The following is a 24,879-nucleotide window of genomic DNA, read 5'->3' as shown; positions in this document are numbered from 1 at the left end:
TAGATGTATTAGCTTTGCAGGGAGCCGGATGCGGGAAAGCTGCACGTCCGGTTCTGAGAGGGGTAAGCCCCGTAAGGGACTTACCTACTTACCAAACTTCTACCGCGCTGCGTGCACTTTTTTGAAAGGGGAAACAGTATGAAGAACAGACAGAAATTACGTCCATGGATCTACAGTCTGCCTGCGCTTACGCTGGTAGGGTTGATCGTAGTCTTTCCCATTTTATACACAGGCTATATCTCATTGACGAACATGAACCTTTATCACTGGGACAATTACGAACTGATTGGGCTGGATAATTTTCAGCGGGCTTTACTGAAAGTGGATTCGGGATTCCTGAAAGCGCTGCTCACAACAGTCCTGTGGACGATTTTTAACATGGTGATACAGGTGGTCCTGGCTTTTTTCATTGCCCTTGGCCTGAATGTCCGGGAAATGAAGCTGGCAAGGGTCTATAAGACGCTCCTCATGTTTCCATGGGCAATGCCGGCATATGTTTCTATACTTTTATGGCGTGTGGGGATGTTTAACACAGAGTTCGGATTCCTGAACAAGATCCTTTTAAGCCTGGGCCTGGGGAAGATGAATTTCCTGTCAGAAAATGTCCCGGCGTTTCTTTCCTGCATGATGCTGAACCTGTGGATGGCGCTGCCGTTTATGATCATGATGATGGACGGCGCGCTGCAGAGCGTGGACAGGAGCTACTACGAAAGCGCCAGACTGGACGGAGCCGGGTTCTGGAAGCAGTGCCGGTATATCACGGTTCCCGCGATCCGACCAATCCTTCTGCCTTCCGTCATCATGACCACATTTACGACATTCAAGCAATTCGATATCGTGTATCTGCTCACCATGCAGAAAGGCTCCCTGTCCGGGGCAACGCTGCAGACGATCATTACCTATGCGCATCAGAATGCGTTTGTATCAAATAATTATGGGCTGTCCTCGGCAGTGTCCATTGTGATTTTTGGTTTTATCATTGTATTTTCATTGTTTACGAACCGGGGAGTCAAGGAGGAGGGATGAGTATGAAAAAAATAAAACGTATGGCGGGTCTTACGGTTTTAAATCTGATTTTTATCATTATCTGCCTGCTCGCGCTGATCCCAATCCTGTATGCGGTTTCCCTGTCATTCTGCAATGGGGGTTCCGGGCTGAGTTCAGATCTGTCGTTCTGGCCCAAAGATCCCACCTGGAAGAATTATTCCGCAATCCTGGTGGAGGAACCATTCCTGCTCTGGCTTAAGAACTCCGCGATCCTGAGCGTGGGGACAATGATCGCGGCAATGGGGACGGCGGTCACGGCGGCTTATGCATTTTCAAGATACCGTTTTAAAGGAAGGAACGGGGTGCTCCAGGCGCTTCTGATCTTGAATGCATTTCCCCAGATCTTATCCATGTTCGCGATCTTCCGCCTGTTTAAGACCTTCCATCTGCTCAATTCCTATCTCGGCCTGATCATCGTTTATGCAGGGAGCATGTGCATATTCAGCATCTGGAATATGAAGGGGTATTTCGACACGATCCCGGTGGAGATCGAGGAGGCGGCCAGGATCGACGGCGCGGGAAGCGGACAGATCCTGATGAAGGTGGTGCTTCCATTGGCGAGGCCGGCGATCATCGTGACATCGGTCATGGTGCTGATCTTCGTGTGGAATGAGTATCTGTTTTCCACCACCTTTATGATGAATGAAGAGAGTTACACGCTGGCGGCCGGATTATACCAGCTTCAGACCAGTGATTACAGCAGGAGCTGGCCGTTATTTTCCGCGGCGGCGATCCTGGTATCAATCCCGATCCTGATCGTATTTTTCTGCATTCAGAAATATATGGTGTCAGGTTTGACGGCAGGGGGTGTTAAAGGATGAGTATCAAAGAAGAACGGATGGACCGGGCGGCGGTCCTGCATATTCCGCTGTCCCAGTATGCATTTGCAAAATCAGAACATACGCTGGTGATCCGGATACGGGCAAAAAAGGAAGACCTGTCCGGATGTGACCTGTATTATGGGGACCGGGCATGCAGGAAAACGCCTATCGAGTTTTACAGGATCCCGATGCATGTCTGTGCAGAGGACGCCTGCTTCCAATATTATGAGGCGGAGATTCATTCCGTCTATAACCGGATCTGCTATTATTTCAAGCTGATGAAAGGCCAGGAATGGATCTACTATTACGGTGACCGGTTTACGGAAACGCTGGCGGATTTTTATCTCGGGGATCAGGTGGTGGATGGGAGAAGTGAATATTACCAGTATCCGATCATCCTGAAAGAGGAGATACCGGACGTGCCGGAATGGTTCAAAACTGCCGTTGTTTACAACATTTTTCCAGACAGCTTTGCAAGCGGGAAGAGAAGCCTGGAGAACAGGGCAGAAGAGAAGCGCCTGGAGGATGGGAGAACATGCCGGTCAAGGCTGGGAGGCACTCTGAGAGGAATCCGGGAAAATCTGGATTATATTCAGGGAATGGGATTTACCTGCCTCTACCTGAATCCGGTTTTTTCGGGCGGGGAATACCATAAATATGACGTGCTGGATTATTACCATATCGATCCCTGCCTGGGAACGGAAGCGGACTTTCAGGAGCTTGTGGAGGAACTTCACAGGCGGGGGATGAAGATCATCATAGATGGGGTCTTTAATCACTGCAGCTGGGAATTTTTTGCGTTTGAGGATGTGGCGGCCAAGGGCAAGGCGTCCCGTTACTGCAAATGGTTTTACGGCCTGGAGTTTCCTGTCAGAAAGCCGGAAAATGCGGACGAGGTTCCCAATTATACCTGCTTTGCATATGAAAGGAGAATGCCCAAGCTGAATACGGCGGAACGGGAAGTGCAGATGTATTTTGCGGATGTAGGGGCATACTGGATCCAAAAATACCATGTGGACGGCTGGCGGCTGGATGTGGCAAATGAGATCGACCGAAATTTTTGGCGGAGCTTCCGTTCGGCCGTAAAAAGCGTGGATCCGGATGCGGTGCTGATCGGGGAAGTATGGGAAAACGCGGAGACCTGGCTGCGGGGGGATGCCTTTGATTCTACGATGAACTATGAATTTCGCAGGACCTGCAGGGACTATCTTGCAGCCGGATCGCCGGATGGAAGATCTGCGGCCTGCCAGTTTGAACAGATGCGTCTCAGATATCCGACAAATATCGTAAACGGGCAGCTGAATCTGATCGACAGCCATGATGTCCCGCGGTTCCTTTCTCTTTGCCGGGGGGACCTGGGGAAGTGGAAGATGGCCTGCATCCTGCTCATGCTGATGCCGGGCGTGCCCAGCCTTTTCTATGGGGATGAGCGGAAGATCCAGGGGATATTGGAAAACGAGTACCGGAAGGGGATGGCCTGGGAGGAAAAGGAGGATGTCTGTGATTTTGTCCGGGAACTGATCAGAATCCGGAAAGAATATATCGATGGGTCAACCGGTTATCACCCGGTCTGGGGGATGATCCGTTCCGGTGTCTTTGCATTTGCCAGGGAGAATGCGGGATGTGAGATCACTGCAGTCATGAACCCGGGAGAAGCATGTGCAATACCGGAAATGGGAGAATGGAGAGTTCTGCTGGAAAAAGGATGCCGGGAAGGCTGGATTGACCAGGGAGGATATGCGGTCTGGCTTAGGGACAAAGGGCGGTAAGGCTCCGGGCGAAGATACATTTTATGAGGTATCTCCGCCCGGTTTTTTTGCAGTTATATGTACGCATATGGATACCCAGGGCTTAGGAACAGTATGGAAATAACTTATACATTTCGGGTTGAGGAACGGACGATCAGCGAGGGAAGGGTCGCAAAGGACTGTACCTGCAAAGCCGGATTTTTGATTTTTTTCAGTAAGATGGATGCTGCCTGCCTCCCCATTTCATGCACGTCAATATCTACGACTGTGAGGGGAGGATCAATGAGCTGCGACAAAGGGTAGTCATCAAAGGTGAGGACTCCGATATCATCGGGAATCGTCATGCCATGCTTTGCGATCGCGTCTGCTGCGCCGATTGCGATCTGGTTGTCTTCGCAGATCACGGCATCCGGAAGGCTGCTTCCCCGCAGCAGTTCTTCCATCATGTCAAATCCGCTTTCCTTGCTGTAGGTACCGTATTTGATAAAGGAATCCGGGACGGGAAAACCCTTAATGCGCATCGTGGACACATAGCCTTTCAGACGGTGTCTGGAAATTTCGTCGCTTTCCGGCCCGCCGATAAATGCTATTTTTGAATAGCCGCAGCTGGTCAGATATTTGGTCGCCATCTCTCCAGAGACATGGTTGTTGATGTCAATCCAGCAGGTACTGTTTGAAAACGGCGGCCGTCCGATGATCACATGAGGAAATTCCGTTCCTGTCAGCAGGTCGGCAAGAGGGCGAGAAGTGGCGGAACCGTGGATCAGCAGTCCGTCCGCGGCTTTCCTTCCGATGATCTGTTCTGCTTCCCGCAGCGCAGTTTCCTTATCCGGAATGCCGATAAAGCTGAAATGATATCTCTTTTCCCAGACTTCTTTCTGGGCGCCGCAGAGGATCTCGAACATATGAGGATCGTGAAAAGCCGTATGCTTCCTGGTAACGGCAAGAAAGATGATATTGTCCGACCGTTTCCTGGCAAAATTGCTGGCCTGTGTATTCGGCAGGTAGTTCATTTCTTTCATGACCTGGAATACGTGCTGTCTTGTGGCTTCGGAAATGGAGGGCTTGTTGTTGATGACTTTGGATACCGTTGCGATCGATACCCCGGCCTGCTTTGCGACGTCCTTGATCGTGACAGACATTGTGATTCGCATCCCTTCTGGATATATGTGCCATAATAGTATAATGTTTACCTGAAAAAATCAAGCAGAATGAATAAAAATAATAGGAAATTCAGGAGAAAATTGTTGCTATTAATACATAAATGCCGGCATTATTATAGAAACAATGAAAAGGGTCAAGGAAAATTTTACATGAAAATATAATGGAATGTTACTATTCACAGTCATTTCACTCACATGCGCAAAAACAGTCGGCAAAGCCGTCTGCCGATGCTTCGCATCTTGATTTTTTGCTTATGTGGGTGAAGTGACTGATTCCAGTCAGATAAAAACTGTCAATCAGCTTCTTACAAGCTTCGCTTGACGAATCTGACTGCCATTTTTTATCCGACTGTGAATAGTAACAATGGAATATAAAGAAACGTTGTTAAATCCGATCAAAATCGGAAACAGAGAGTGTAAAAACCGTTTTTTGCGCAGCCGATGGAATGTGTGGATTCTGACGAGGAGGGGAATCCTGCGGACCTGACTTATCAGCGATATGAAAAGCTGTATCAGGGCGGGTTTGGACTGGTGGATCTGGAGGCGATTACGGTTACGAACGAATCCAGGGCAAGAAAGACGCAGCTTGAAATTATGCCGCGTTCCCAGATTATCCGCCCGTTTAACGATCGCGACTGGAAATACGGCGGCTCCTGGGAAAGGAGGGCGCAGTGGGCATATGACCTGCAGGAGAGGATCGCGAAAGCGGTGAATGACAAGAATTTCCTGATAGGCTCTAAGATGTCCATGTGGGAAGGGCATCCGGGCGGATTTCAGGCAGTCCTTTGCCGATCCGCTCACTCCCTTAAAGCTCATGGAGGACAGGGAGGATGAGATCAAGTATTGTACCCAGTGCATGAACTGTGAAGAGCTGATGATCCGTCAGCAGCCGGTGGGATGCGTGGCATTCAATAAGATTTACACGGAAAAATTTGTGGAGACACGGAAAAAATTCGGCAAGCTCTCGGAGCTGCATACCTGACCACAGACTGCGGACAAGGCGGATTTGGAACAGAAAACAGAATAAAAATGAGAAGATGGGCTGCGGTTTTCCGGCCGGTGAACCGCAGCCAAAGACAGACATTCAGGAAGGTGGATTATAATTATGAAGGAATACAGGAAAGATATTTTAACAATGAAGGATATTGTGATTGACGAATCCGAATTATAGGAAGTGGAAAAGCAGGCGTAAAAAATGATTTGTCTCCCCTGGATAGAACTGTTATAATAAAAACATAGCTGGAAAAATTTTTGTTGTATATTTTCAAAAGATATAGTAAACTATGCCTAAGCAGCAAATTTTATATTTTACTGACCCGATATTATGATTCGCCCGTCAAAAGGTTTTACTTCCTTAGCTGGCTGATTTTATGAACCTTCGTGCCATAATATTTGTCAACGATGCGACTTATTGCAGCACGTATCTTCAAAGATCATCCCAGCATGGGAAGTGGATTTTTTGGCGGGCGATTTTCACTATACGGAGTAAAAAACAGATGAAAGGACTGCGGATATTGTATCAATGTCACCCAGAAGAGAAACACAGGAAAGGAAAACAAAAATGGGCGCAAAGAAAAAAATACTCTATTTGTTTCTGGCAGTCTGCTTTATGTGGATCGTTCAGCCGGAAACGGTATCTGCAGACGGCGGGATCCGGGTAAACGGAACCGATATTCTTCAAGCGGCGGATCAGACCATACCGTGCGGAAGCGGTACGGCAAAGTATGATCCAGCTACAAAAACGTTGACGCTGAATCATGCGGAAATCACCGGGGACAATGTTGGAAAAGCTCTTGTAAATGGAATTGATATTAACGAACAGGGAGTCACCGTAGAATTGGTCGGGCAGAACTTGATCACAGCATGCAGAGGAATCGGAAGCAGCTATCCATTTCTCTTAAAAGGAATCGGCGGCGGAAGCCTTGCAGTCAACGCAAGTAAAAATGATGAGTCCGGTACACTTTTCTGCAGCGGAATCAACATAGATGGCGGCGGACTGACTGTACAGGATGCAAATCTACAGTTTACAGTAAGTGGTTTAAGCGCGAATGTCAGCGGGTATGGGCTTTACATTAACGGGGGCGAAAATCGGATCAGTAATTCTAATATAGTGATTGATATGATGTCTGCCTTTGATACGGATACGAAAAGCATAGGCATCAATGCATACGGTGAAGCTTCACTTACGATATCAGATAATTCAAGTATTACTATGAACAAGGTGGATATGGGAATTAATATGGGCGGGGGAAATCTGACGATTTCCGGCAGCAGGCTCGCGGTTCCCGATGCAGACGTATCTGCAATATCCTGCAATAATCTGGAGATTCTAAATGGATCTGATGTGACAGCAATTGCAAATAGCAGAATTGCACTGCAGGCAAACGTAAATATTACGATTTCCAATTCCACGGTCAATGCGGAATCAGCACAGTCGAATAGTATCCTGTGTAATAACTATGCAGCCATAGAGTCCTCAAATGTAACTGCCAAAGGATATTGGCCGGCCCTTTTCCTGCCGAAGGATACTGTGATCAAAGATTCTGTCATAGAAGCAGAATCAACAGCTGACGTCGGTATTTACTGTAAAGAAGGGAATCTTGAAGTTACAGGCTCTGAGGTAACGTGTACATCAAAACCGGGCTGGAAAGGAATCTTTATAAAAGGAAACCTGACAATGACGGATTCCAAGGTTGTTTCTCCCGCGGAATCCGGCGTATCCGGAATCCATGCCAACGGCGATATTACCATCACCGGCGGAACGACTGAGATCGGAGCAGGAAGCATTTCCTCCGAGAATAATATTCACATCGGCGGTATCATCACCTCTAACGGGGTGCCGTCCTATGAAAATATATCGAGCAATAATGCAAATGGACAGGTTACCTTTTTAGACGCGGATTACAGCGCGGTGGACGAGGCGATCGCAAAGGCAAAAGCGCTGAACAAGGCGGACTATATCAATTTTGATACAGTAGAGGCTGCGGTTAATGCGGTTGTTCGGGGAAAGGATGTCCGGGAGCAGGACGTTGTGGATGGATATGCGTCGGCGATCGAAGCTGCGATTGCCGGATTAAAACCTCTGCCCGCCGTATCGGTCATTGAGGGTGCGGACCAAATGTTTGTGATCGGCAAAAATAAAGGCGTTACCATCAAGGCAGATGGAGATTTCAGTAAATTTGCCGGAGTGTCGGTGGATGGAACTGAGATCGCGAAAGAACATTACACGGCTGAGGCCGGCTCTACGATCATCACTCTAAAGCCGGAATACCTGAAAACACTGACAGCCGGAAAGCATACGGTGGCAATCCGTTTTACGGACGGTCTGGCCCAGACGACATTGACGATTCAAGAGGAAGGATCAGGAAATCCATCCGAAAAACCGGATGACCCTTCTGAAAAACCGGATAACCCATCCGAAAAACCGGATAACCCTTCTGAAAAACCAGACAATCCATCTGAAAAACCAGATGACCCGTCAGATGAAACCGGGCAGCAACCGCCCAAGGATCCATCCCAGAACCAGACACAAAAACCGGCTCAAAAGCCTTCTCAGAGTCAGGGAAATTCGGAGAGCTCTCCTAAAACAGGCGACAATACGCCGGCCGTGTGGCTGCTCACCTTTGCGGCCGTTTCCGCAGCAGGATTGGCAGCAGGAAAACGCTGGGGGCAGTGAAAAACTTATCCATGTGAAATATTTACAGAGAAAAGGTGCCTGTACGAGTTCGAATCTGGAATCGTACAGGCGCGGCAGTAAAAGCCGCAGCATTACATTGCGGCCATGCAGGCGGGAAAATTCGTTACAGGTCACATCTTGACCAAGCGTGACATGTAACAAAAACTCCTCGCGCGGAACAGAAAATCTCTGCGCAGGGAGTTTTTTATCAAAAGCTGTTTGGTCACTTCCCGTCTCTCCCCCTGATCAGCAGATGATCAAAGCAGATCTGAGAAAACAGAGTCGTTTTTTCCGCAACTTTTTCAATATCTTCCGTACATTGCTCCGATAACCATTTCTCAAAAACCGCATAAAATCCCGAGGCATAAAAAAGAAGCATATCGTCAAATTCATTTTCACTCATGTGCTCCGGAAGCTGATAATTCTGCAGGGTCTTGATCTTGAAAAGCTGCAGGACCTTCCGGTTGACCTTCTGCCAGAAATCATACCGGTTATTTTTTAACAGGAGAAGGGACAGCAGCTCCTTCTGGTCATAAATATATTCCAGGATCATACGTGTCACCTGACTGGGCGCGATCGAATGCCGGGAGATCTCTTCCGCCAGCCGGTCAAATTCTGCCAGGCAGTCCAGTCAATTGCTTTTTGTTTCAGCAGGCCGAGAAAAATCTGTTTGATCGTATGCTTTGTTTTTCTCGGCCGGCGGTCCGGTTTTTTCATCTTGATCTCCATTCCGCCGCCGTTTTGCCGGCGGCTTAAATTATCTATGATCCGCAACCGTGCAGGTGGATATATTTCCAGAACAAGTTTATCGACAATTCAGACAAAAATGTTGATTAATCAACAATAGAACAGGATTGTTGATTGTCTGGAAAATCCAGTTGTTATATGATGAACATAATCATTCGGAACAGCTATACCTTAACATAATCGGAAGCTGAAAACAAGATTACACTATTCTGGCTGGCCGATAAACTGTAAAAAACAAGAAAACGAGGAGAAATCATCATGAAAAATTACATGGATCTGACAGGAAGAGTTGCGGTCGTAACGGGGGCATCCTCCGGACTTGGCTACGAGTATTGCAAAGCCTTTGCGGAAAACGGCGCGAAGGTGGCTGCATTTGCAAGGCGAAAAGAGAAGCTGGAAACGCTCAAAGGGGAAATTGAAGCCATGGGCGGGGAATGTCTGCCGGTTCCGTGCGACGTGGGAGACGAGGCCCAGGTCGTGGCAGGGGTGCGGTCTGTCATTGATACATTTGGAAAAGTAGATATCCTGGTGAACAATGCCGGAATGATGGCGTACTGCCCGACGGTGGACCTTTCTCTGGACCAGTGGCAGAAGGTGGTGGACGTCAGCCTGACAGGGTATTTCCTCATGGCAAGGGAATGCGCGAAAAATATGATTCAAAACCAGTACGGCCGCATCATCAACACCGCGTCCATGTACGGGCACATCGCGGCGATGAACCACCCCATCCTTGCCTACAATGCGACAAAGGGGGCAGTGCCGAACTTCACAAGGTCACTGGCGCAGGAATGGGCGAAGTACAACATTACCGTAAATGCCATCGGCCCGGGAGAATTTCCGTCGGAAATGATGCGGTTCGACGAGGCGGCGCTGGAAGAACTGAAAAAGAGATGCCCGCTCGGCAGGCCCGGAAAGATTGAAGAGCTGTGCGGACAGCTGCTGCTGTTCGCGTCGGAGAACTGCGCCTACACCACCGGACAGACGATCTATATTGACGGAGGGTGGACAGCGGTCTGACAGTATGACATACGGCCGGACCAGGGGGAATATCGTTACGATTCGCAGCCGTCAGGCCGTCAATTGTAACGAAAAAGCCCTTGCTCCGGTTTTGCTGTTGGCGGTTATGGATTGATCACCGTTATGATATCCGCCTCTTCCGCCATATCCGCTGCTCTATATTCAATAAAAAGATAGCCCTCCCCGTCCAGAGCATATCCCATCCTCAGCGCAGCGTCGGGCTCTGCATAGCTGCTCACGTATCTTTCCAGCGCGGTTCCGTCCTCGGCCTCCAGATGCTGGCCGGCCAGATCCATCGAGAATCCGTTCTGCTTCGTGACCATCACACGGTAATCCGCGTCCGCAATCCCGTAGAGCTCCTTATCGATGGCCAGACAGTAATCATTTTTCAGGACATATCCATCCCCGAGCCGGAAGCTGACCGCCTTTTCCTTTTCCTCTTCGGTGAGGTCGAGAGAATCGGGACTTTCTGTCTTTACCATGCTCCCGGTGACCCACGCCGGGTCCGTCTCAAATGCCTGCCCTCTGAGGGTGCTCTCCGCTCCGTAGATCCCTTCTCCCATGGAAATGACCGGCTGCATATACATGCCGCTGGAAATATTCAGGATTATTTCATCCTCCGGGGGTAGATTCACATACCACCCCGTGAGCATCAAAAAGGACATCAGCGGTTCCATTCCAAGAGTCCCATGTACATCCCTCAAGACATAGATCCCGCTCCGTTTTCCCTCTGCCCGCTCTGTTTTTTCCTGAAAAAATTTTTTCGGCAGTATGACTCCGCGGATCTGAAGCTGATAATCAGCGGCTCCCTGCCGGAGCGACGCCTGTAAATCCGGATCCTCTGTATAATCCGTAAGCGCAAACCGTTCGCGCATGGTCTCGACTTCCGGATCGGGAAGATAATAATCACAGAGCCCGTTCAGAGAGCAGTAGTCGGATATAAGAAACGAGGTCATGACTCCCGGCGCGCTGGAGCGCTCCTTGGTCTCCTGCCGGATAAACGCGTCAAAATCGCCTTCATATTTTGTATGGAAAAAACCGTTCTCCAATCCGCCTGACAGGCTGTCGGAAAACGAGGAATCCCAGAACAGCCGTCCCTCCTCATGACCGGTCAGGGCATTCAGCCTTTTTTCAAACGCGTCCTTGATCTCCGATTCCTGGAGATTGTCAAAGCAGGCAAATGTGCCTTCCGCTTCTTCGATATCCCGCATGGCATAGGCAATGATATTTCCGGATTCCGGTTCACGGACCTCAAAGGAATCGATCCGGTCCTCATTGCTGCCGATAAGCTGTATCTTTTCCGTTTCAAGCTCTGCCGCCGTATAATCTGAAACACCATATTTTTCATTCAGATATTCTGCCGCAAGCACAGAGACGCCGCCCTCTGTTACAGATTCCTGATGCAGGCCCGTCATTGCCAGGAGAAAAAACGCGGCGGCCAGCGCTGCCGGAATGCCGATCCATTTTCTCCGTCTCTCGGCTTTCCTGTGCAGAAGGGGAATCTGCCCGGAACAATATTTTACGATCTCCATGGCCGCCAGCGCCCGGTCGCTGTCCCCCATCTCGGCATAGAATCTTAACCGGGAATTCATGTTCGTCATGATCAGATAGAATACTTTTTCGGAAAGCGCGTTCTCCCGGATCACTTCCAGCAGGATCAGCAGAATCTCCTCATCCTCGTCCTCATCCTCGTCCATCGTGAGATCTGTGTCAAAAAACTGTTGCCACGCCTTTACCGCCTTTGGCCACCGCAGGCTGACAAGCTCCCGGAGCTTTTGGCGCATGAACTGTTCATGCAGATGCTTCTTCCGCAGCCATTGTTCCTGCGCTTCCTGAAAAAATGTACCGTATGCCGCGTTGGAGGACACAGAGAACGGTTCTCCTGCCGACGTCTCTGTTTCCGCCGCCGCCCCGGGCGCGTCTCCGCCGGAGAAAGCATCATCAGCCGATCCTGCTGCGTCTCCGTCGGAGAAAGCATCTCCTTCCGCTTCGGTTACGTTTTCATCGAAGTAGGTCTCTCCTGCAGCTCCAGAGCCGCCTCCGCCCGCAAAGCCATCACCAGCCGCTCCCATAGCGGCTCCTCCTTTTCCAACTCTGCCGCTGCCGTATTCATTTTCCAGAAGCGCCTCTGCCGTCTGCGCATACTCCAGGGCCGTCTGGTATGCCCCATAGAGTTTCTCCCATTCCGCCGGATGCTCCTCCGGGTGGTACTGCTTCGCCATCAGGGCATATGCTTTCTTGATCGCCCTCGTGTCCTTTGTCGCCTCGATTCCTAAGATGTCAAATGCCCGTCGTACCATTTCAGATCTTCCTCCTCAGCCATAGAATCTGCTCCTTCCCCAAACGGATCTGCTCCTGAATCTGGTTCATACCAGGAACTGTCATTCTCCAGGCACTGCCATGCATCCGCAAATGTATCCAGATACCGGTTCGCGCGTTCAAAAAAATCCGCGATATACTTTCGCTGCTTCCGGATTTTATACGGATCCTGCTCCTGGTTCACCAGATATTGAAAATACTGGATCCGCCTTCCGATCTCTTCCCGCAGCTCCCCGGTAGTCTGGGCAAAAAGCCGTTCTCCCCAGGCGATCAGCATCTGGTTCTCCTCCTCATTCGCGGGAAGAGAATGAAGCTGCTCCAGATCCCCCAGATACTGTTCCAGCTCTGCCGGATCAAGGGTATACGTTCCGGTGGTGATCACCTGCCTCGCCTGCTTTCCGGTGGAATCCACCTTCACATCTACGATCAGGATCCCATTGATATCATAGGTATAGCATACCGCTATGGATTCCTGTCCTTTCAGGGCCATGGGAACATCCACACAGAGCTCCCCCAGATAAATATTTTCGTCTGCATAATAGGCTTCTCCCTGATACACATCGATCTTCACAGACTTCTGAAAATCCTTCGCAGTCTGAAAACGCTGTTCCTTTCTGCAGGGCAGCACACTGTTGCGGTCAATAATGGGCGCCATGATGGAGCGCCGGGCATCCGCCTCATTATAGACTCCGGTGCCCAGGGTAAAGGGACAGATATCGGTCAGGAGAAGGTCCTTTACCTCCTCCCTACGCTCTTTGATCCCGGCATACACGCCCACTCCCGCGGCGATCATATGATCCGGGTCCATCACCGTCATCTGTCCGTAGGGCAAGAAATGCCGCAGGTATTGCTGGACCGTCGGCATCTTGCAGGAGCCGCCTGCCAGTACGACCTTGGAGATCTCCAGCCGTTCCTTCTGCCCGTCATTCAGCACGGCTCTTACGGGAACAAGCATCCTGTGGAACAGAGGCATGGAGATCTGGATCAGCTTCTGGTTCGTCAGTTCCATCTGCCCCTGGAACTCCCCGTCCGTAACGGTCATGACCGTCTGCTCTGTTTCGGACAGCATGCACTTTGCCTGTGCCGCGCGCCTTAAGATCACATTCTGTCTCTGGGGGGACAGCGCATCGAAGCAGAGGCCATGTTCCTTGCAGAACTGCTCTGCGACGGCACGGTCAAAATCACTTCCCCCAAGGCGGTTATCGCCGCTTACCGACACGATCTCGACCACGTTGTCAAAGCAGTCCACCAGCGACACATCCAGAGTCCCGCCGCCGAAATCGAAGACCAGCAGAGTCTCATCCTCCTCAGCCTGCCCCTTTCCTCCGGTGCTCCGGCATGCCAGCGCGGCGGCGGAGGGTTCATTTACGATCCTTTCTACATGAAGCCCCGCCAGAGCCCCCGCATCCTTGGTGGCCTTTCTCGCCATATCATTAAAATATGCCGGCACACTGATGACTGCTTCTTTGATCTCCGTACCCAGATACCGCTCCGCGTCCTCCTTCAGCCTGCGGAGCACCAATGCCGAGAGCTCTTCCGGACGATACTCCCTGCCGCCGAGAGCATAGGTCTTTTCCGTCCCCATAAACCGTTTGAACAACGCAGCCGTGTGCTCCGGATGGGAGGTCAGCCGTTCCTTCGCGATCTTCCCGACGTATACATGCCCTTCCTCATCAATACTTACGATACTCGGTGTCAGATATTCCCCCAATGAATTCGGGATCAGCCGGCTCCGCCCATCCTGCCAGACGGAAACCAGGCTGTTGGTAGTACCGAGATCGATCCCAATGATCCTTTCCATAGCGATACTTCTGTCCTTATGCTTTCTTTGAGAACTGCAGGAAAAAAACTGTGCAGACAAGCAAGACACATAAGTAATGTTCCTACAGTTCCTTATTATAAAATATAGATTGCCTTCATCATAGCATAAACCAAATACGAAAACAATGAAGGTCTCTTTTTTGCGCGGCATGTTCAATGGATTGCTAAAATCTATGGCCTGGCCCAAAAATGTAAACTTAAGCTAAAATTAAGCCCGCCCCCGCTTGTATCCGCTCTCTGTAAGAAATATAATATAGATTGGAAAACTCTCCTGCGCCCATCTCACAAATCTGGCGCAAGGAGTTTTTGGGAATGCTCATAGAGATACGGAGGTGCAAAATGAACCCGATCCCCGCACAAAAAACAGATTATAAAATCATGCTTGTGGATGATGAACCCGACATCCTGGACCTGCTCGAGAAGGCTCTCAACATAGAAGGCTACTACAACATTATCAAAATAGAAGACGGACAGACCGCAGTCCAGCTCTGCCGCAGGACCTCCCCGGACATCATCATTTTAGACGTGATGCTTCCCGATCTGGACGGATATGAGGTCTGCAGACAGATCCGCGCCTTTTCCCATTGCCCGATCTTATTTTTATCTTCCAAAAATGACGAACTGGACAAGATCCTGGGTCTTTCGGTGGGCGGGGATGATTACGTGGCAAAGCCGTTCAGCCCGAAGGAGATCGCGTATCGGGTCAAGGCGCAGCTCCGGCGGGCCGCGTATCAGCAAGACCCGTCGGAGAAGGAGCTCATAAAAACAGGGGAATTGGAAATTGACGTGGAGGGCTGCAGGGTCACAAAAGGCGGCAGCCCCATAGAACTGACCGCGCGGGAATTTGAAATCCTGCGGTATCTGGCGGAAAATCAAGGCCGGGTCATCAGCCGCGAACGCTTATATGAAACCATCTGGGGCGAGGACAGCTTCGGGTGCGACAATACGGTCATGGTGCATATCCGGCATCTGCGTGAAAAAATAGAGGACGATCCCGCGGCGCCCCGATACATCATCACGATGAAAGGATTAGGCTATAAGCTGGTGGATCCTTATGAAGAATAAAAGCGATCTCAATCTGTTTTTTCGTTCGTTCGGCATTGTCGTGATTGTGATCTTCGCGGCCATTGCAGCGGGGATCGGCCTGTTTTATTATGTGTTCGCGATTCCGGCGCGGGAGGGACTCAGCCTGGCCTCATGGCCAGACGTGTATACAGACAATTTTTCCATTCAGCTTGAAGAAGAACAGGGAGAGCTTAAAGTAAAAGAATTCGGGATTGAAGATCTGGACCGGTATGGCTTATGGCTGCAGGTGATCGATGAAAACGGACAGGAGGTTTTTTCACACAATAAGCCGGAGAACTGTCCCAACAGCTATACGGCCTCCGAGCTTCTGGCATTCGGTACGAACGTTTACGATAATGATAACAGGGTTTTTGCGGGAAATTATGAAGGGGCAGAGAAAACCTACGGTTACTTTATCGGTTTTCCCTATGCGGTCGGAAAGCATATGCTCTACTACAACGGAGAACATGTCAGCCGGCTTTCCCCCGTGATCCGTACAGGGATCGCATGCGTTTCCTGCGCCGTATTTTTGTTTACATTAGCTTATGTATTCTGGCTTTCCAGGCATCTGGGAAAGATCACAAAGGGCATCCGGGATGTCAGCCGGCGCGCCTATACGCCATGCTCAGCGGGCGGCGTATTCGGCGAGATCTATGCGGCTCTGAGTGAAATGGACACGGAGCTCCGCCGCAGTGATCAGTTGCGGATAGATACGGAGAGAGTCCGCAGAGAATGGATCACGAATATTACACATGATGTAAAAACACCCCTGTCTCCCATCAAGGGATATGCGGAGCTGCTTGCGGAAAATCAGATTTCGGAAAGCGGCGAGGTACAGGAATACGGAAAGATCATTTTGAAAAATGCGGTCTATACGGAGAATCTGATCAATGACCTGAAACTGACCTATCAGTTCGAAGCGGGCGTGATCCCCCTGTCTTTGCAGGAAATACATCTCGTGCGCTATATCAGGGAACTGGTCATAGATCTGATCAATGATCCGGCTTTTTCAAAACGTGAGATTGAGTTTGAAAGCGCGGAAGATGAGGTGGTTGTCCGGATCGACAGCAGGCTGTTCCGCCGTGCGGTGGGAAATCTGATCATCAACGCGCTTACGCATAATCCGCCGGAAACAAAGGTATTTATCCGTATCGAAAGAAGCGGACAGGGCCGGGTATCAATCCTCCTGCGGGATAACGGAACGGGGATGGACGAGGAGGAGCAGGCAGAGCTGTTCGAACGGTATTACAGAGGGACAAATACGAAAGAAAAACCGGAGGGTAGCGGCCTCGGCCTGGCGATCGCAAAGCAGATTGTTATACTCCACGGCGGCGACATTACGGTAAAAAGTAAGCGAAATGAAGGGACAGAGTTTCGGGTTTCGATACCTGAATTAAGGTGAACTTAAGATGCAATAAAGACCACCCTAAGACGGATGATTTATGCTGTAAAGCATAGGTCATCTTTTTTTAATAGGAGGGTTTTGGATATGGAATTACAGCTGCAGGATCTGAGCAGGCAGTATGGAACCAATTATGCGGTCAGTCATATAAACGCTACATTAGTGCCGGGTGTTTACGGGCTGCTTGGCGCAAACGGCGCGGGAAAGACGACACTGATGCGGATGATCAGCGGTGTCTTGAAGCCCACCGCAGGCAGCATCCGGTTCAACGGGAAAACGATCGGAGAGCTTGGCGAGCGGTATTACACCCATTTAGGCTACATGCCGCAGGACTTCGGATTTTATCCCGGCTTTACGGCCCGTGAATTTATGCTGTATATGGCAGCCGTCAAGGGACTGGATAAAAAACGGGCAGAAGCCAGGACGGAAAATCTGCTTCAAATGGTCAATCTCCAAGATGCGGCGGACAAAAAGATCAAATCCTTTTCCGGCGGCATGAAACAGCGTCTGGGTATTGCGCAGGCGGAATTGAACAGCCCGGCTATCCTGATCTTAGACGAACCAACCGCAGGGCTCGACCCCAAAGAGCGTGTGCGCTTCCGAAACCTGATCTCCGATTTTGCAAAGGAAAAGATCGTGATCCTTTCCACCCATATCGTTTCGGATGTTTCCTACATTGCAGATATCATTTTGCTGATGAAAAACGGCAGCTTACTGCTGCAGGAACCGATGGCCGCGGTTACGGACAGCATGAAGGGCAAGGTATGGGAAATGCTGGTGGATGAGCGGGACGCAGACCAGTACAGCAGGAAATTTTCTGTCGTGAATCTGCATCACGAGGGAGATCAGGTCAGGCTGCGGATCGTAGACGAAGCCCGGCCGGCAGAGGAGGCGGAGGCTGCGGAGCCGAGCCTGGAAGACCTGTTTTTGTACCATTTTGGAGAGAACGATTACGATCCGCATGAAAATCCGCAGCCGGATCCGTCAAGCACAGATCGAAAAAAGCGGAAGAATCATGTTCCTATAAATAGCAGCAAAAAAAGCAGAGGAGGAAAAAGATGATGTCAGCAAAACAAAATCAGAGAACGCCCAACCGTACACACCCGCACAGGGCAGACGGACTTTCTCTGATCAGATTTGAATTTCTGAAAATCGTCCGGAAAAGATCAACGCTCACGATCATGGCGGTGAGCCTGCTCTTAACGGCATTTCTTTTCGGACTGCCGGTGATACAATATCAGATCTATGATCAGAACGGAGTCATGAAAGGGACAAAGGGGATTGCGTATGACAGGGAACAATATGCGGATCTGTCAGTTCCGCTGACGGAGGAGTATATTACGAAGACCATCCGGGAAGTGCAGGGGCTCTTTGAGGATCCCGCAAATGTGGGATATGACGGAAATGAACGGTTTTTGATCGGGGATGCGTATTGGAATGAGATCGCGCCCCGGGAAAATTTTTTGAATCTGATCGCAAGGACCTATGCCGCACCAAATGAGAGCAGGGGTTACAATAGCTTTCCGGATCTGGATGCTTCGGACGGCGCGGATTTTTATCAGGCGGTCCAGGCCAAAAGGGAAGCCATACTGAACGAGTCGGGCCGTGCGTTATCGAATGAGCAGAAGGCATATTGGAGCGGCATGGCGGGCAAAATCGATACGCCCCTGCAATATGGTTATTATGAAGGCTGGGAGGTCATCATAAGTAGCTTCGGACTGCTGTTGTTTGCGGTACTGGCAATCTGCATTGTGATTGCGCCGGTTTTTTCAGGCGAATATCAGGCGGGAACCGACGCGGTGATCTTATCCGCAAAATACGGCAGGACAAAACTGATCACGGCCAAGCTTGCGGCCTCCCTGCTGTTCGGAACCATTGCATTTGCCTTCCATATGGTGACCGCCTGCGCAATACCGCTTGCGGCGTTCGGCGTGTCGGGCTGGAATCTGCCGATGCAGATCGCAAACACGGCAATCCCGTATCCGCTGACATTTCTGCAGGGAACCATGCGCAATATCGGGATCCTTTATCTGGTACTGCTGGGCATGATCGGGCTGACACTCTTTCTGTCCTCCAGGATGAAAAGCCCCTATCTTGTGCTGATCGTACTGGTTCCGGTTCTTTTCATTCCCATGCTTCTCTCGCCGAACGGAACGGCAGGGGCGTATAACCTGATGCTGTTCTTGCTGCCGTATCAGGCGGTCATGCCGGAATTTGGAAAATATATTTCCTATCAGGCAGGCGGTCTGGTCTTCGATGCATTTTCGGCAAGGGCGATATTGTACGCAGTATTCACGGCGGTTATGCTGCTGCTTGCGAGGGGTGGATTTCAGAGGCATGAGACTGCCGGATGAGTCAGTCCGGCGGTGTCTCTCCGCCGGGCCAAAGTGTTTTTAATCTATAAAATTTATCTAACGGTACGGTTGGATAATCTTTAGATCATCCAACCTGCGCATCCATCCGCAAAAACCGTGCTGACCCACTCTTGCGTCTGCTAACGCAGCCGCACAGCCGGAAATTTATTCACCCATGGAAAATGGAATCTCTGCGATCAACGGAACTCCGCCGTTTTCATCGGTTCCGGCATTCTTGTCGAAGACCTGCATCACAAACTGATCCGCCTGGGATGTGTTGAATACCATTTCCTGGATCTGGCTGCCGTCGTCCTGCGTATTCATCTTTGCACATTCCATCAGAATGCGGTTTCCATTTCCATCTGACAGGACAAGTGCCGGATTCTTCTCTGCCAGCTCTGCAGGAAGATAACAGGTCACATGCATATTGCTGGGGGTCTGGACCGCCTTCTGCACGATGACCCCGTTGCTCTGCGCATTGGGCTCGGCTGTACGGTTAGAGGAGGTATCTGTTTCAACGTCAAACTGCATGCTCCAATCTGCTTTCGTTTGCTGGAACGCCTCTCCCACACCTCCGGTCTCAATGGCTTTGCTCGCGCTCAGACCGTGAATGTCTACATTCACGGTCATCTGCCCTTCAAAAGAGATGTCCTCCTGGCTCACAGATGCGATCCGGCATAATCCTACATATACCCCGTCTTCTGACTTACGAAGCGGTGTGATTTCTGACGGCCATGCCTGCTTCTGGTTGATCATGAAAGTTCCTCCGTCATAAAGGGTATCCTCCCCTTCATTCTGATGCATGGGCAAAAGATAATCGGCTGTTTTCAGCTCTTCATCCTCTACCCGGAGGGAAAGTGTAAAATACATATCATATCCGTCGCAGTAGGCGTCGGAGACTGTCATCGTCCCGATTTCGTTTTCAGCAGTATTTCCGGCCTCCTGAACCGGATCGGAGTGTTCGCTGATATTTTCATACGCGGTTTTGTCCTTGTCCGGATATTCGCTGTTCTCCCTCACTTCCTGCAGCCGCCCGAACACATTTCCCAGGATCGGGATATCCTGCGCCAATGCAGGATTCATATAAAATATTCCGGATAATGCGGCAATGGTGCACGCCGCAGCAGCGGCCGCTGTAAGGCTTCTGTAAAATCTGTTTCTGTTTTTTAATAAACCGGTTTGTTTCATCTTCATCTTCACCTCATCCTGACGTATTTTTTCATAGCTTTCGTTCAGTTTATCATTTACAAGATCCGGAATCTGGATCTCTTCTCTCATTTTTTCAATAAAATCTCGTTCATAATTGCCCATCCTTACACCTCTTCTTTCCAAATCAATTTCTGTTCCAGAGCAGCATACTTCCGTCTGATTCCAGTCTTTCGCTGAACCTTCGTTTTGTTCAGCAGCAGGAGATCTGATTTTCTCTCATATAGAGCTTCCTGAAATTACCCCGCCCTCTGGATAACCTGGTTTTTACCGTATTTTCATTCATTTCCAGGATCGAACTGATCTCCTTGATGCTGAATTCTTCTACGTAGAACAGATATAATACGATACGGTACTGCTCCTCCAATTTGTTCAACAATTCTATAAACGCCCTTCCGGATGTGTCCGGAGCGGTGTATTCCAGTTCCGGATGCTCATGGATCGGAACGATGTTTCCGCGCCTCTTTAAGATGCGGTTGCACTGATTGATCAATATTCTTGTGATCCATGTCTTGAAAAACTGCGGTTTCTTTAAGGATTGTAAATTTTCATAGCTGTTCAGCACTGCATCCTGGATCGCATCCGCCGCGTCCGCGTCATTGCGCAGCATCGCGATCGCTGTTTTATATAATCCCTGCTTGCAGCTTTCGATCAAATCTACAAAAGCTTCTTTATCCCCTGCCTGTGCATTTCTCACAAGGCCTGCCATATCTGCCACGTCCCCACGTCCTTTCGTATTTCATTATGCATATCTGTGCAATTCATTTAACGGAATTTGAAAATGGTATTTCATCTTCCTCTTCAATCGATTGATACTTATTAGATAAAAAAAACTGGGGAAAAGTTTCAGAGATTTTATTTTTTTTGGCCTGTCAGAAAAGACGTCAGATCAGAAATAACATCAGATTTTTGACCCTTTTTAAAATAAGGAAAAGTGTATGTCAGCATCCGAAGTCAAAATCGGACGCTGAAAAAGTTGCGGGGGAGGAAGCGGCTTTATGCAGCTTCTGGTAAACTAAACTCATCAAAAAATAATAGAAATCGGAGGAATCAAACATGAGTAAATTGAAAATTGCGGTAATCGGATGCGGCGGTATTGCAAACCAGAAACATTTTCCGGCATTAAAGAACAATGCGGATCTGGGTGAGATCGTGTCGTTCTGTGATATCAGGATCGAGCGCGCAGAGGCAGCGGCAAAGGAATACGGCGCGCAAGGGGCGCAGGTGACTGCGGATTATAAAGAGGTGCTTGCCAATCCGGATGTAGAGGTGGTACATATCTGCACGCCGAATGTTTCCCACAGTGAGATCGCAATTGCGGCTTTCGAGGCGAAGAAGCATGTATACTGCGAGAAACCCATGTCCCACAGCACGGAAGAGGCGCAGAAGATGGTGGATGCGTGGAAGAAGTCGGGAATGCAGTTTACGGTAGGCTACCAGAACCGTTTCCGGGCAGAGGTGCAGAATCTGCACAGCGCATGCAGGAAAGGTGAATTGGGCGACATCTATTATGCCAAGGCCCATGCGGTAAGGAGAAGGGGCGTTCCCACATGGGGCGTATTCATGGACAAGGAAGCCCAGGGCGGCGGCCCGCTGATCGATATCGGCACACATGCATTGGATATCACGCTGTGGTGCATGGACAACTATGAGATTGAAAGTGTGTCCGGCTCCGTATTCTACAAGCTCGGCGGGCTTGAGCAGGCAACGGATGGAAATTTATTCGGACCATGGGATCCCAAGACCTACGAGGTAGAAGACTCCGCAGTCGGATTTGTAAAAATGAAAAACGGAGCGACCATCGCGCTGGAAGCAAGCTGGGCGTTGAATATGCTGGAGTCAAGAGAGGCTTCCACCACACTCTGCGGAACACTGGCCGGCGCGGAGATCCATTCCGGCATGAGCTATGGAAAAAATGAACTGATCTATAACCGCGGAAGAAACGGACAGCTTATGGAAGAAACCATATCCCCGGTAGGCGGAGTCGCTTACTTCGGCGGAGGCGGCGGTGAGGAAGGAACCACTGACTGCAGGCAGTGGCTAGAGGCGGTACAGAATGGAACACAGCCTCTTGTGAGGCCGGAGGAAGCACTGGCAGTCACAAAGGTTCTGGATGCGATCTACAGATCCGCCGCGGAAAACAAAGAGATCAAGTTTTAGACTTGTTTAAAAAAGGAGGCGCAAAAATGGGATTTGCAATGCGGATGAATTTTGTGGATGTCATCGTGGATGACAGTTTTAAGAATTACGATGTGAACGGGAAAAAAATGGGGTATCAGTTTGACATCCGGCTCAGTTACTACCGGGGACATTTCCTGTCCGTGATTGATGAGTTTGGGGTAAAGGTAGATGATTTTGAAGTGCCCGCTGAGCGGATCAAGTTCTGTATCAACGGGAAGGAATTCAGTCCCGCGGAGTTTGACAAGTGCTATACCGAATTCTGGCAGATCAGGGAACCGGCAACGATCCGGGTATTTTATCCGGGCGGACTTCCGGAGGGAGAGCATAAGATTGATGTGACATTATTCTTCCGTTCCCCGTATATGCCGATCGGGCCGGATCATATGTATATGCCGGTTGACAGCTGCGGAACAAAAACAATGGCGGTTACAGACTAAAAATTACAGATTTGGAGGGAAGACATTATGACAAACGTAAAAACAGGTATCACACTATTTTCATTGGGAACTCCTTATCTGAAGGGAGAACTGGATCTGGAAGGCGTCATCCGCGCGGCAGCGGAGCTTGGAGCACAAGGGTACGAGATCGTTGCGGCACAGATGATCCCTTCCTATCCATATGTCACAGATGAATTTGCAGAGTTTATCCGTCAATGTACGGAAAAGTATGGGATCGGCCCCATCTGCTATGCGGCAAATATGGACCGGGGAATGTTAAAAGACCGGGATCTGACCGAGGACGAGATGGTCGCGCGCGCGATCACGGATATTGTCTCGGCAAACAAGCTGGGATGTACGGTCATGCGGGAGCAGTATCTTCTGTCGCCCAATGGTCTGGCAAGGATCGCGCCCTATGCGGAAGCGTACAATGTACATGTAGGGATCGAGATCCACAATCCGGACAGCCCCATCACGCGGCCCATACTGGATTATCTGGAAGTGATCGAAAAGACCGGAAGTAAGTATATCGGGTTCGTCCCGGACTTCGGATGCTTTGCCACAAAGCCCAATAAGCCGTACTGGGACCGGGCGCTGGCAGCAGGAGCTACCATAGAACAGCTTGAGAAATGCGCGCGGCTCCGCTACGATGAGGTCCCCATGGATGAGGCAATGAAGATTATGGGCCCTGATATGGCGAAATGCCCTGCATTGGGCGCAACGCTGAACAGTATGTATGGATTCGTACAGTTCAGGAAGAGCTGCAGGGCAGAGCTGGAAGGCCTAAAGCGGATCATGCCGTACTGCTTTGAAATGCACGGAAAATGCCATTACGTGGATGAGAATCTGCATGAATCCGCAATCCCGTATGAGGAGATCATTCCGGTGATCGCAGCTACGGACTATGACGGATTCATTGTCACGGAATATGAAGATGAAGGCGGATACGATGCGGTGGAGCAAACCAGAAGGCATGTCGCCATGGTCAAGAAATTGCTGAACGAGGTAAAATAACAGCGGCTCAAAACGTGCGAAAATAGTGTGTCCTTCCCACGGACAACAGTAGGAGCAGCTGCTAATCCCGCTTGGCATTTTCCGGGCAAACCTCCAAAATAAAGGGATCAATAACGAACTGGATGCATGGCCGACATTTTTGAGTGCGAATGAATAGGTAACTCAAAAGGATGAACAGTTAACTCAGAAGGATGAGCAGTTGACCCAGAAGGATGAACGAATTGGTCGGTTATTTCAGGAAAATGAACTGTTATCTCAGCAGTATAGACAACAGCTTCAGGAGATAGAACGTTTAAAAAAAGAACTTGCGGGGAAAATTGGGTGAATTAAATGAATAGTTGAAATTAAAAAAGGATGGCTGGAGCCGTCCTTTTTTGCCCGATTAGGAAACTTCGGCGCGAGTGTGCGTCAGGACTCATACTTTTTATTGACAAGTACACACTACTGTGGTAGTATATAAGAAAACTACTACAGTAGTGTGAAAGGAGCCGCGGATATGACTGTAAAATTATTTGATTCGGAATTGAAGGTAATGGACGTGCTGTGGCGGGAGAGAGATTCCACAGCCAAGCATATTTCCGATGTATTAAAGGAAGAAGTCGGCTGGAATATGAACACCACCTACACGCTGATCAAGCGCTGCATCAAGAAAGGCGCGATCCGGCGTTCGGAGCCGAATTTTATGTGCCATGCGCTGATCCCAAAGGAGGAGGTGCAGGAGGCGGAGACCAATGAGCTGATCAACAAGATTTATGACGGCTCGGCGGATAAGCTGTTTGCGGCCCTGCTGGGCAGGAAGAAGCTCTCCCCCGAGCAGATCGCAAAGCTGAAACAGATCGTAGGCGAACTGGAGTGAGGTGA

The 24,879-nt window shown here is 49.8% G+C and carries 22 protein-coding genes; 15 read left to right on the top strand and 7 right to left on the bottom strand.

The genetic code is table 11. The annotated features are described in order from the left end of the window. Positions 1–138 precede the first annotated feature (138 nt). Genes ACTOY7_RS10845 through ACTOY7_RS10835 form a run of 3 tightly spaced genes read left to right on the top strand, consistent with a single transcriptional unit; the run spans position 139 to position 3,637 of the window. Entirely contained in the window at positions 139–1,026 is an 888-nt protein-coding gene (locus tag ACTOY7_RS10845) for a carbohydrate ABC transporter permease (protein ID WP_482672164.1), read from the top strand. Positions 1,027–1,028: 2 nt separating this feature from the next. Next, positions 1,029–1,868 carry a sugar ABC transporter permease gene (locus ACTOY7_RS10840; protein ID WP_482672165.1) on the top strand — a complete coding sequence of 280 codons (840 nt, stop codon included), beginning with the start codon at positions 1,029–1,031 and terminating at the stop codon, positions 1,866–1,868. Further along, positions 1,865–3,637: a glycoside hydrolase family 13 protein gene (locus ACTOY7_RS10835; RefSeq protein WP_482670559.1), complete on the top strand. Its 1,773-nt coding sequence runs from the start codon at positions 1,865–1,867 to the stop codon at positions 3,635–3,637. Before ACTOY7_RS10840 ends, ACTOY7_RS10835 begins: the two co-directional genes overlap by 4 nt. A 104-nt stretch (positions 3,638–3,741) precedes the next feature. Here ACTOY7_RS10835 and ACTOY7_RS10830 read toward each other — a convergent pair whose 3' ends face one another. Further along, a complete protein-coding gene (locus ACTOY7_RS10830) occupies positions 3,742–4,758 on the bottom strand; it encodes a LacI family DNA-binding transcriptional regulator (protein WP_482670558.1) in 1,017 nt (338 codons plus the stop codon). A 471-nt stretch (positions 4,759–5,229) separates the two neighbouring features. Here ACTOY7_RS10830 and ACTOY7_RS10825 point away from each other — a divergent pair, with 471 nt between their 5' ends. From ACTOY7_RS10825 to ACTOY7_RS10815, 3 genes are all read left to right on the top strand, one after another. Then, positions 5,230–5,613: a hypothetical protein gene (locus ACTOY7_RS10825; RefSeq protein ID WP_482670557.1), complete on the top strand. Its 384-nt coding sequence runs from the start codon at positions 5,230–5,232 to the stop codon at positions 5,611–5,613. After that, a complete protein-coding gene (locus ACTOY7_RS10820) occupies positions 5,594–5,761 on the top strand; it encodes a hypothetical protein (protein WP_482670556.1) in 168 nt (55 codons plus the stop codon). The genes ACTOY7_RS10825 and ACTOY7_RS10820 overlap by 20 nt, the downstream gene beginning before the upstream one ends. Before the next feature lie 579 nt (positions 5,762–6,340). Continuing rightward, complete coding sequence (locus ACTOY7_RS10815; protein WP_482670555.1) at positions 6,341–8,455, top strand: translocation/assembly module TamB domain-containing protein; 2,115 nt, start codon at positions 6,341–6,343, stop codon at positions 8,453–8,455. 223 nt (positions 8,456–8,678) lie between these two features. Here the strand turns inward: ACTOY7_RS10815 and ACTOY7_RS10810 are convergent, their stop codons facing one another. Both ACTOY7_RS10810 and ACTOY7_RS10805 read right to left on the bottom strand, forming a co-directional pair. Continuing rightward, entirely contained in the window at positions 8,679–9,008 is a 330-nt protein-coding gene (locus ACTOY7_RS10810) for a TetR-like C-terminal domain-containing protein (RefSeq protein WP_289700357.1), read from the bottom strand. 5 nt (positions 9,009–9,013) lie between these two features. Continuing rightward, entirely contained in the window at positions 9,014–9,184 is a 171-nt protein-coding gene (locus ACTOY7_RS10805; protein ID WP_160282887.1) for a hypothetical protein, read from the bottom strand. Positions 9,185–9,460: 276 nt separating this feature from the next. On the opposite strand from ACTOY7_RS10805, the gene ACTOY7_RS10800 reads away from it, so the two are divergent. Next, on the top strand, positions 9,461–10,219 hold the full coding sequence (locus ACTOY7_RS10800) for an SDR family NAD(P)-dependent oxidoreductase (RefSeq protein WP_300885819.1): 759 nt from the start codon (positions 9,461–9,463) through the stop codon (positions 10,217–10,219). Between the two features lie 104 nt (positions 10,220–10,323). On the opposite strand, the gene ACTOY7_RS10795 is transcribed toward ACTOY7_RS10800, so the two are convergent. Together ACTOY7_RS10795 and ACTOY7_RS10790 are read right to left on the bottom strand one after the other, a co-directional pair. Next, on the bottom strand, positions 10,324–12,519 hold the full coding sequence (locus tag ACTOY7_RS10795; protein ID WP_482670554.1) for a J domain-containing protein: 2,196 nt from the start codon (positions 12,517–12,519) through the stop codon (positions 10,324–10,326). Further along, positions 12,492–14,339: an Hsp70 family protein gene (locus ACTOY7_RS10790; RefSeq protein WP_482670553.1), complete on the bottom strand. Its 1,848-nt coding sequence runs from the start codon at positions 14,337–14,339 to the stop codon at positions 12,492–12,494. Before ACTOY7_RS10790 ends, ACTOY7_RS10795 begins: the two co-directional genes overlap by 28 nt. 332 nt (positions 14,340–14,671) lie before the next feature. Between ACTOY7_RS10790 and ACTOY7_RS10785 the strand changes: the two genes are divergently transcribed. The 4 genes from ACTOY7_RS10785 (at position 14,672) to ACTOY7_RS10770 (ending at position 19,180) form a co-directional block, all read left to right on the top strand. Further along, positions 14,672–15,424: a response regulator transcription factor gene (locus tag ACTOY7_RS10785; RefSeq protein ID WP_302140857.1), complete on the top strand. Its 753-nt coding sequence runs from the start codon at positions 14,672–14,674 to the stop codon at positions 15,422–15,424. Continuing rightward, positions 15,414–16,826, top strand: coding sequence for a sensor histidine kinase (locus ACTOY7_RS10780; protein ID WP_482670552.1), 1,413 nt, complete (start codon positions 15,414–15,416; stop codon positions 16,824–16,826). The genes ACTOY7_RS10785 and ACTOY7_RS10780 overlap by 11 nt, the downstream gene beginning before the upstream one ends. 87 nt (positions 16,827–16,913) lie before the next feature. Further along, positions 16,914–17,888, top strand: a complete 975-nt coding sequence (locus ACTOY7_RS10775) for an ABC transporter ATP-binding protein (protein ID WP_482670551.1) — start codon at positions 16,914–16,916, stop codon at positions 17,886–17,888. Next, complete coding sequence (locus ACTOY7_RS10770; RefSeq protein ID WP_482670550.1) at positions 17,885–19,180, top strand: ABC transporter permease; 1,296 nt, start codon at positions 17,885–17,887, stop codon at positions 19,178–19,180. The genes ACTOY7_RS10775 and ACTOY7_RS10770 overlap by 4 nt, the downstream gene beginning before the upstream one ends. Before the next feature lie 165 nt (positions 19,181–19,345). On the opposite strand, the gene ACTOY7_RS10765 is transcribed toward ACTOY7_RS10770, so the two are convergent. Both ACTOY7_RS10765 and ACTOY7_RS10760 read right to left on the bottom strand, forming a co-directional pair. Then, the gene (locus ACTOY7_RS10765; protein ID WP_482670549.1) at positions 19,346–20,491 is read right to left on the bottom strand and encodes a DUF4179 domain-containing protein; all 1,146 of its coding nucleotides are present in this window, start codon (positions 20,489–20,491) and stop codon (positions 19,346–19,348) included. An 88-nt stretch (positions 20,492–20,579) separates the two neighbouring features. Then, the gene (locus ACTOY7_RS10760; protein WP_160282925.1) at positions 20,580–21,095 is read right to left on the bottom strand and encodes a sigma-70 family RNA polymerase sigma factor; all 516 of its coding nucleotides are present in this window, start codon (positions 21,093–21,095) and stop codon (positions 20,580–20,582) included. Between the two features lie 347 nt (positions 21,096–21,442). On the opposite strand from ACTOY7_RS10760, the gene ACTOY7_RS10755 reads away from it, so the two are divergent. From ACTOY7_RS10755 to ACTOY7_RS10740, 4 genes are all read left to right on the top strand, one after another. Continuing rightward, complete coding sequence (locus ACTOY7_RS10755) at positions 21,443–22,546, top strand: Gfo/Idh/MocA family protein (RefSeq protein WP_482670548.1); 1,104 nt, start codon at positions 21,443–21,445, stop codon at positions 22,544–22,546. A 26-nt stretch (positions 22,547–22,572) separates the two neighbouring features. Next, positions 22,573–23,004, top strand: a complete 432-nt coding sequence (locus ACTOY7_RS10750; protein WP_300885897.1) for a C-glycoside deglycosidase beta subunit domain-containing protein — start codon at positions 22,573–22,575, stop codon at positions 23,002–23,004. Positions 23,005–23,031: 27 nt separating this feature from the next. After that, positions 23,032–24,018, top strand: a complete 987-nt coding sequence (locus ACTOY7_RS10745) for a sugar phosphate isomerase/epimerase family protein (protein WP_300885896.1) — start codon at positions 23,032–23,034, stop codon at positions 24,016–24,018. Between the two features lie 496 nt (positions 24,019–24,514). Continuing rightward, positions 24,515–24,874: a BlaI/MecI/CopY family transcriptional regulator gene (locus ACTOY7_RS10740; protein ID WP_482670547.1), complete on the top strand. Its 360-nt coding sequence runs from the start codon at positions 24,515–24,517 to the stop codon at positions 24,872–24,874. The last annotated feature ends 5 nt before the right edge of the window (positions 24,875–24,879 follow it).

It is taken from the genome of Schaedlerella sp., from assembly GCF_056796775.1.
Note: the sequence above shows the minus strand (reverse complement) of the source record. Positions and strands in the feature narration are given on the sequence as shown.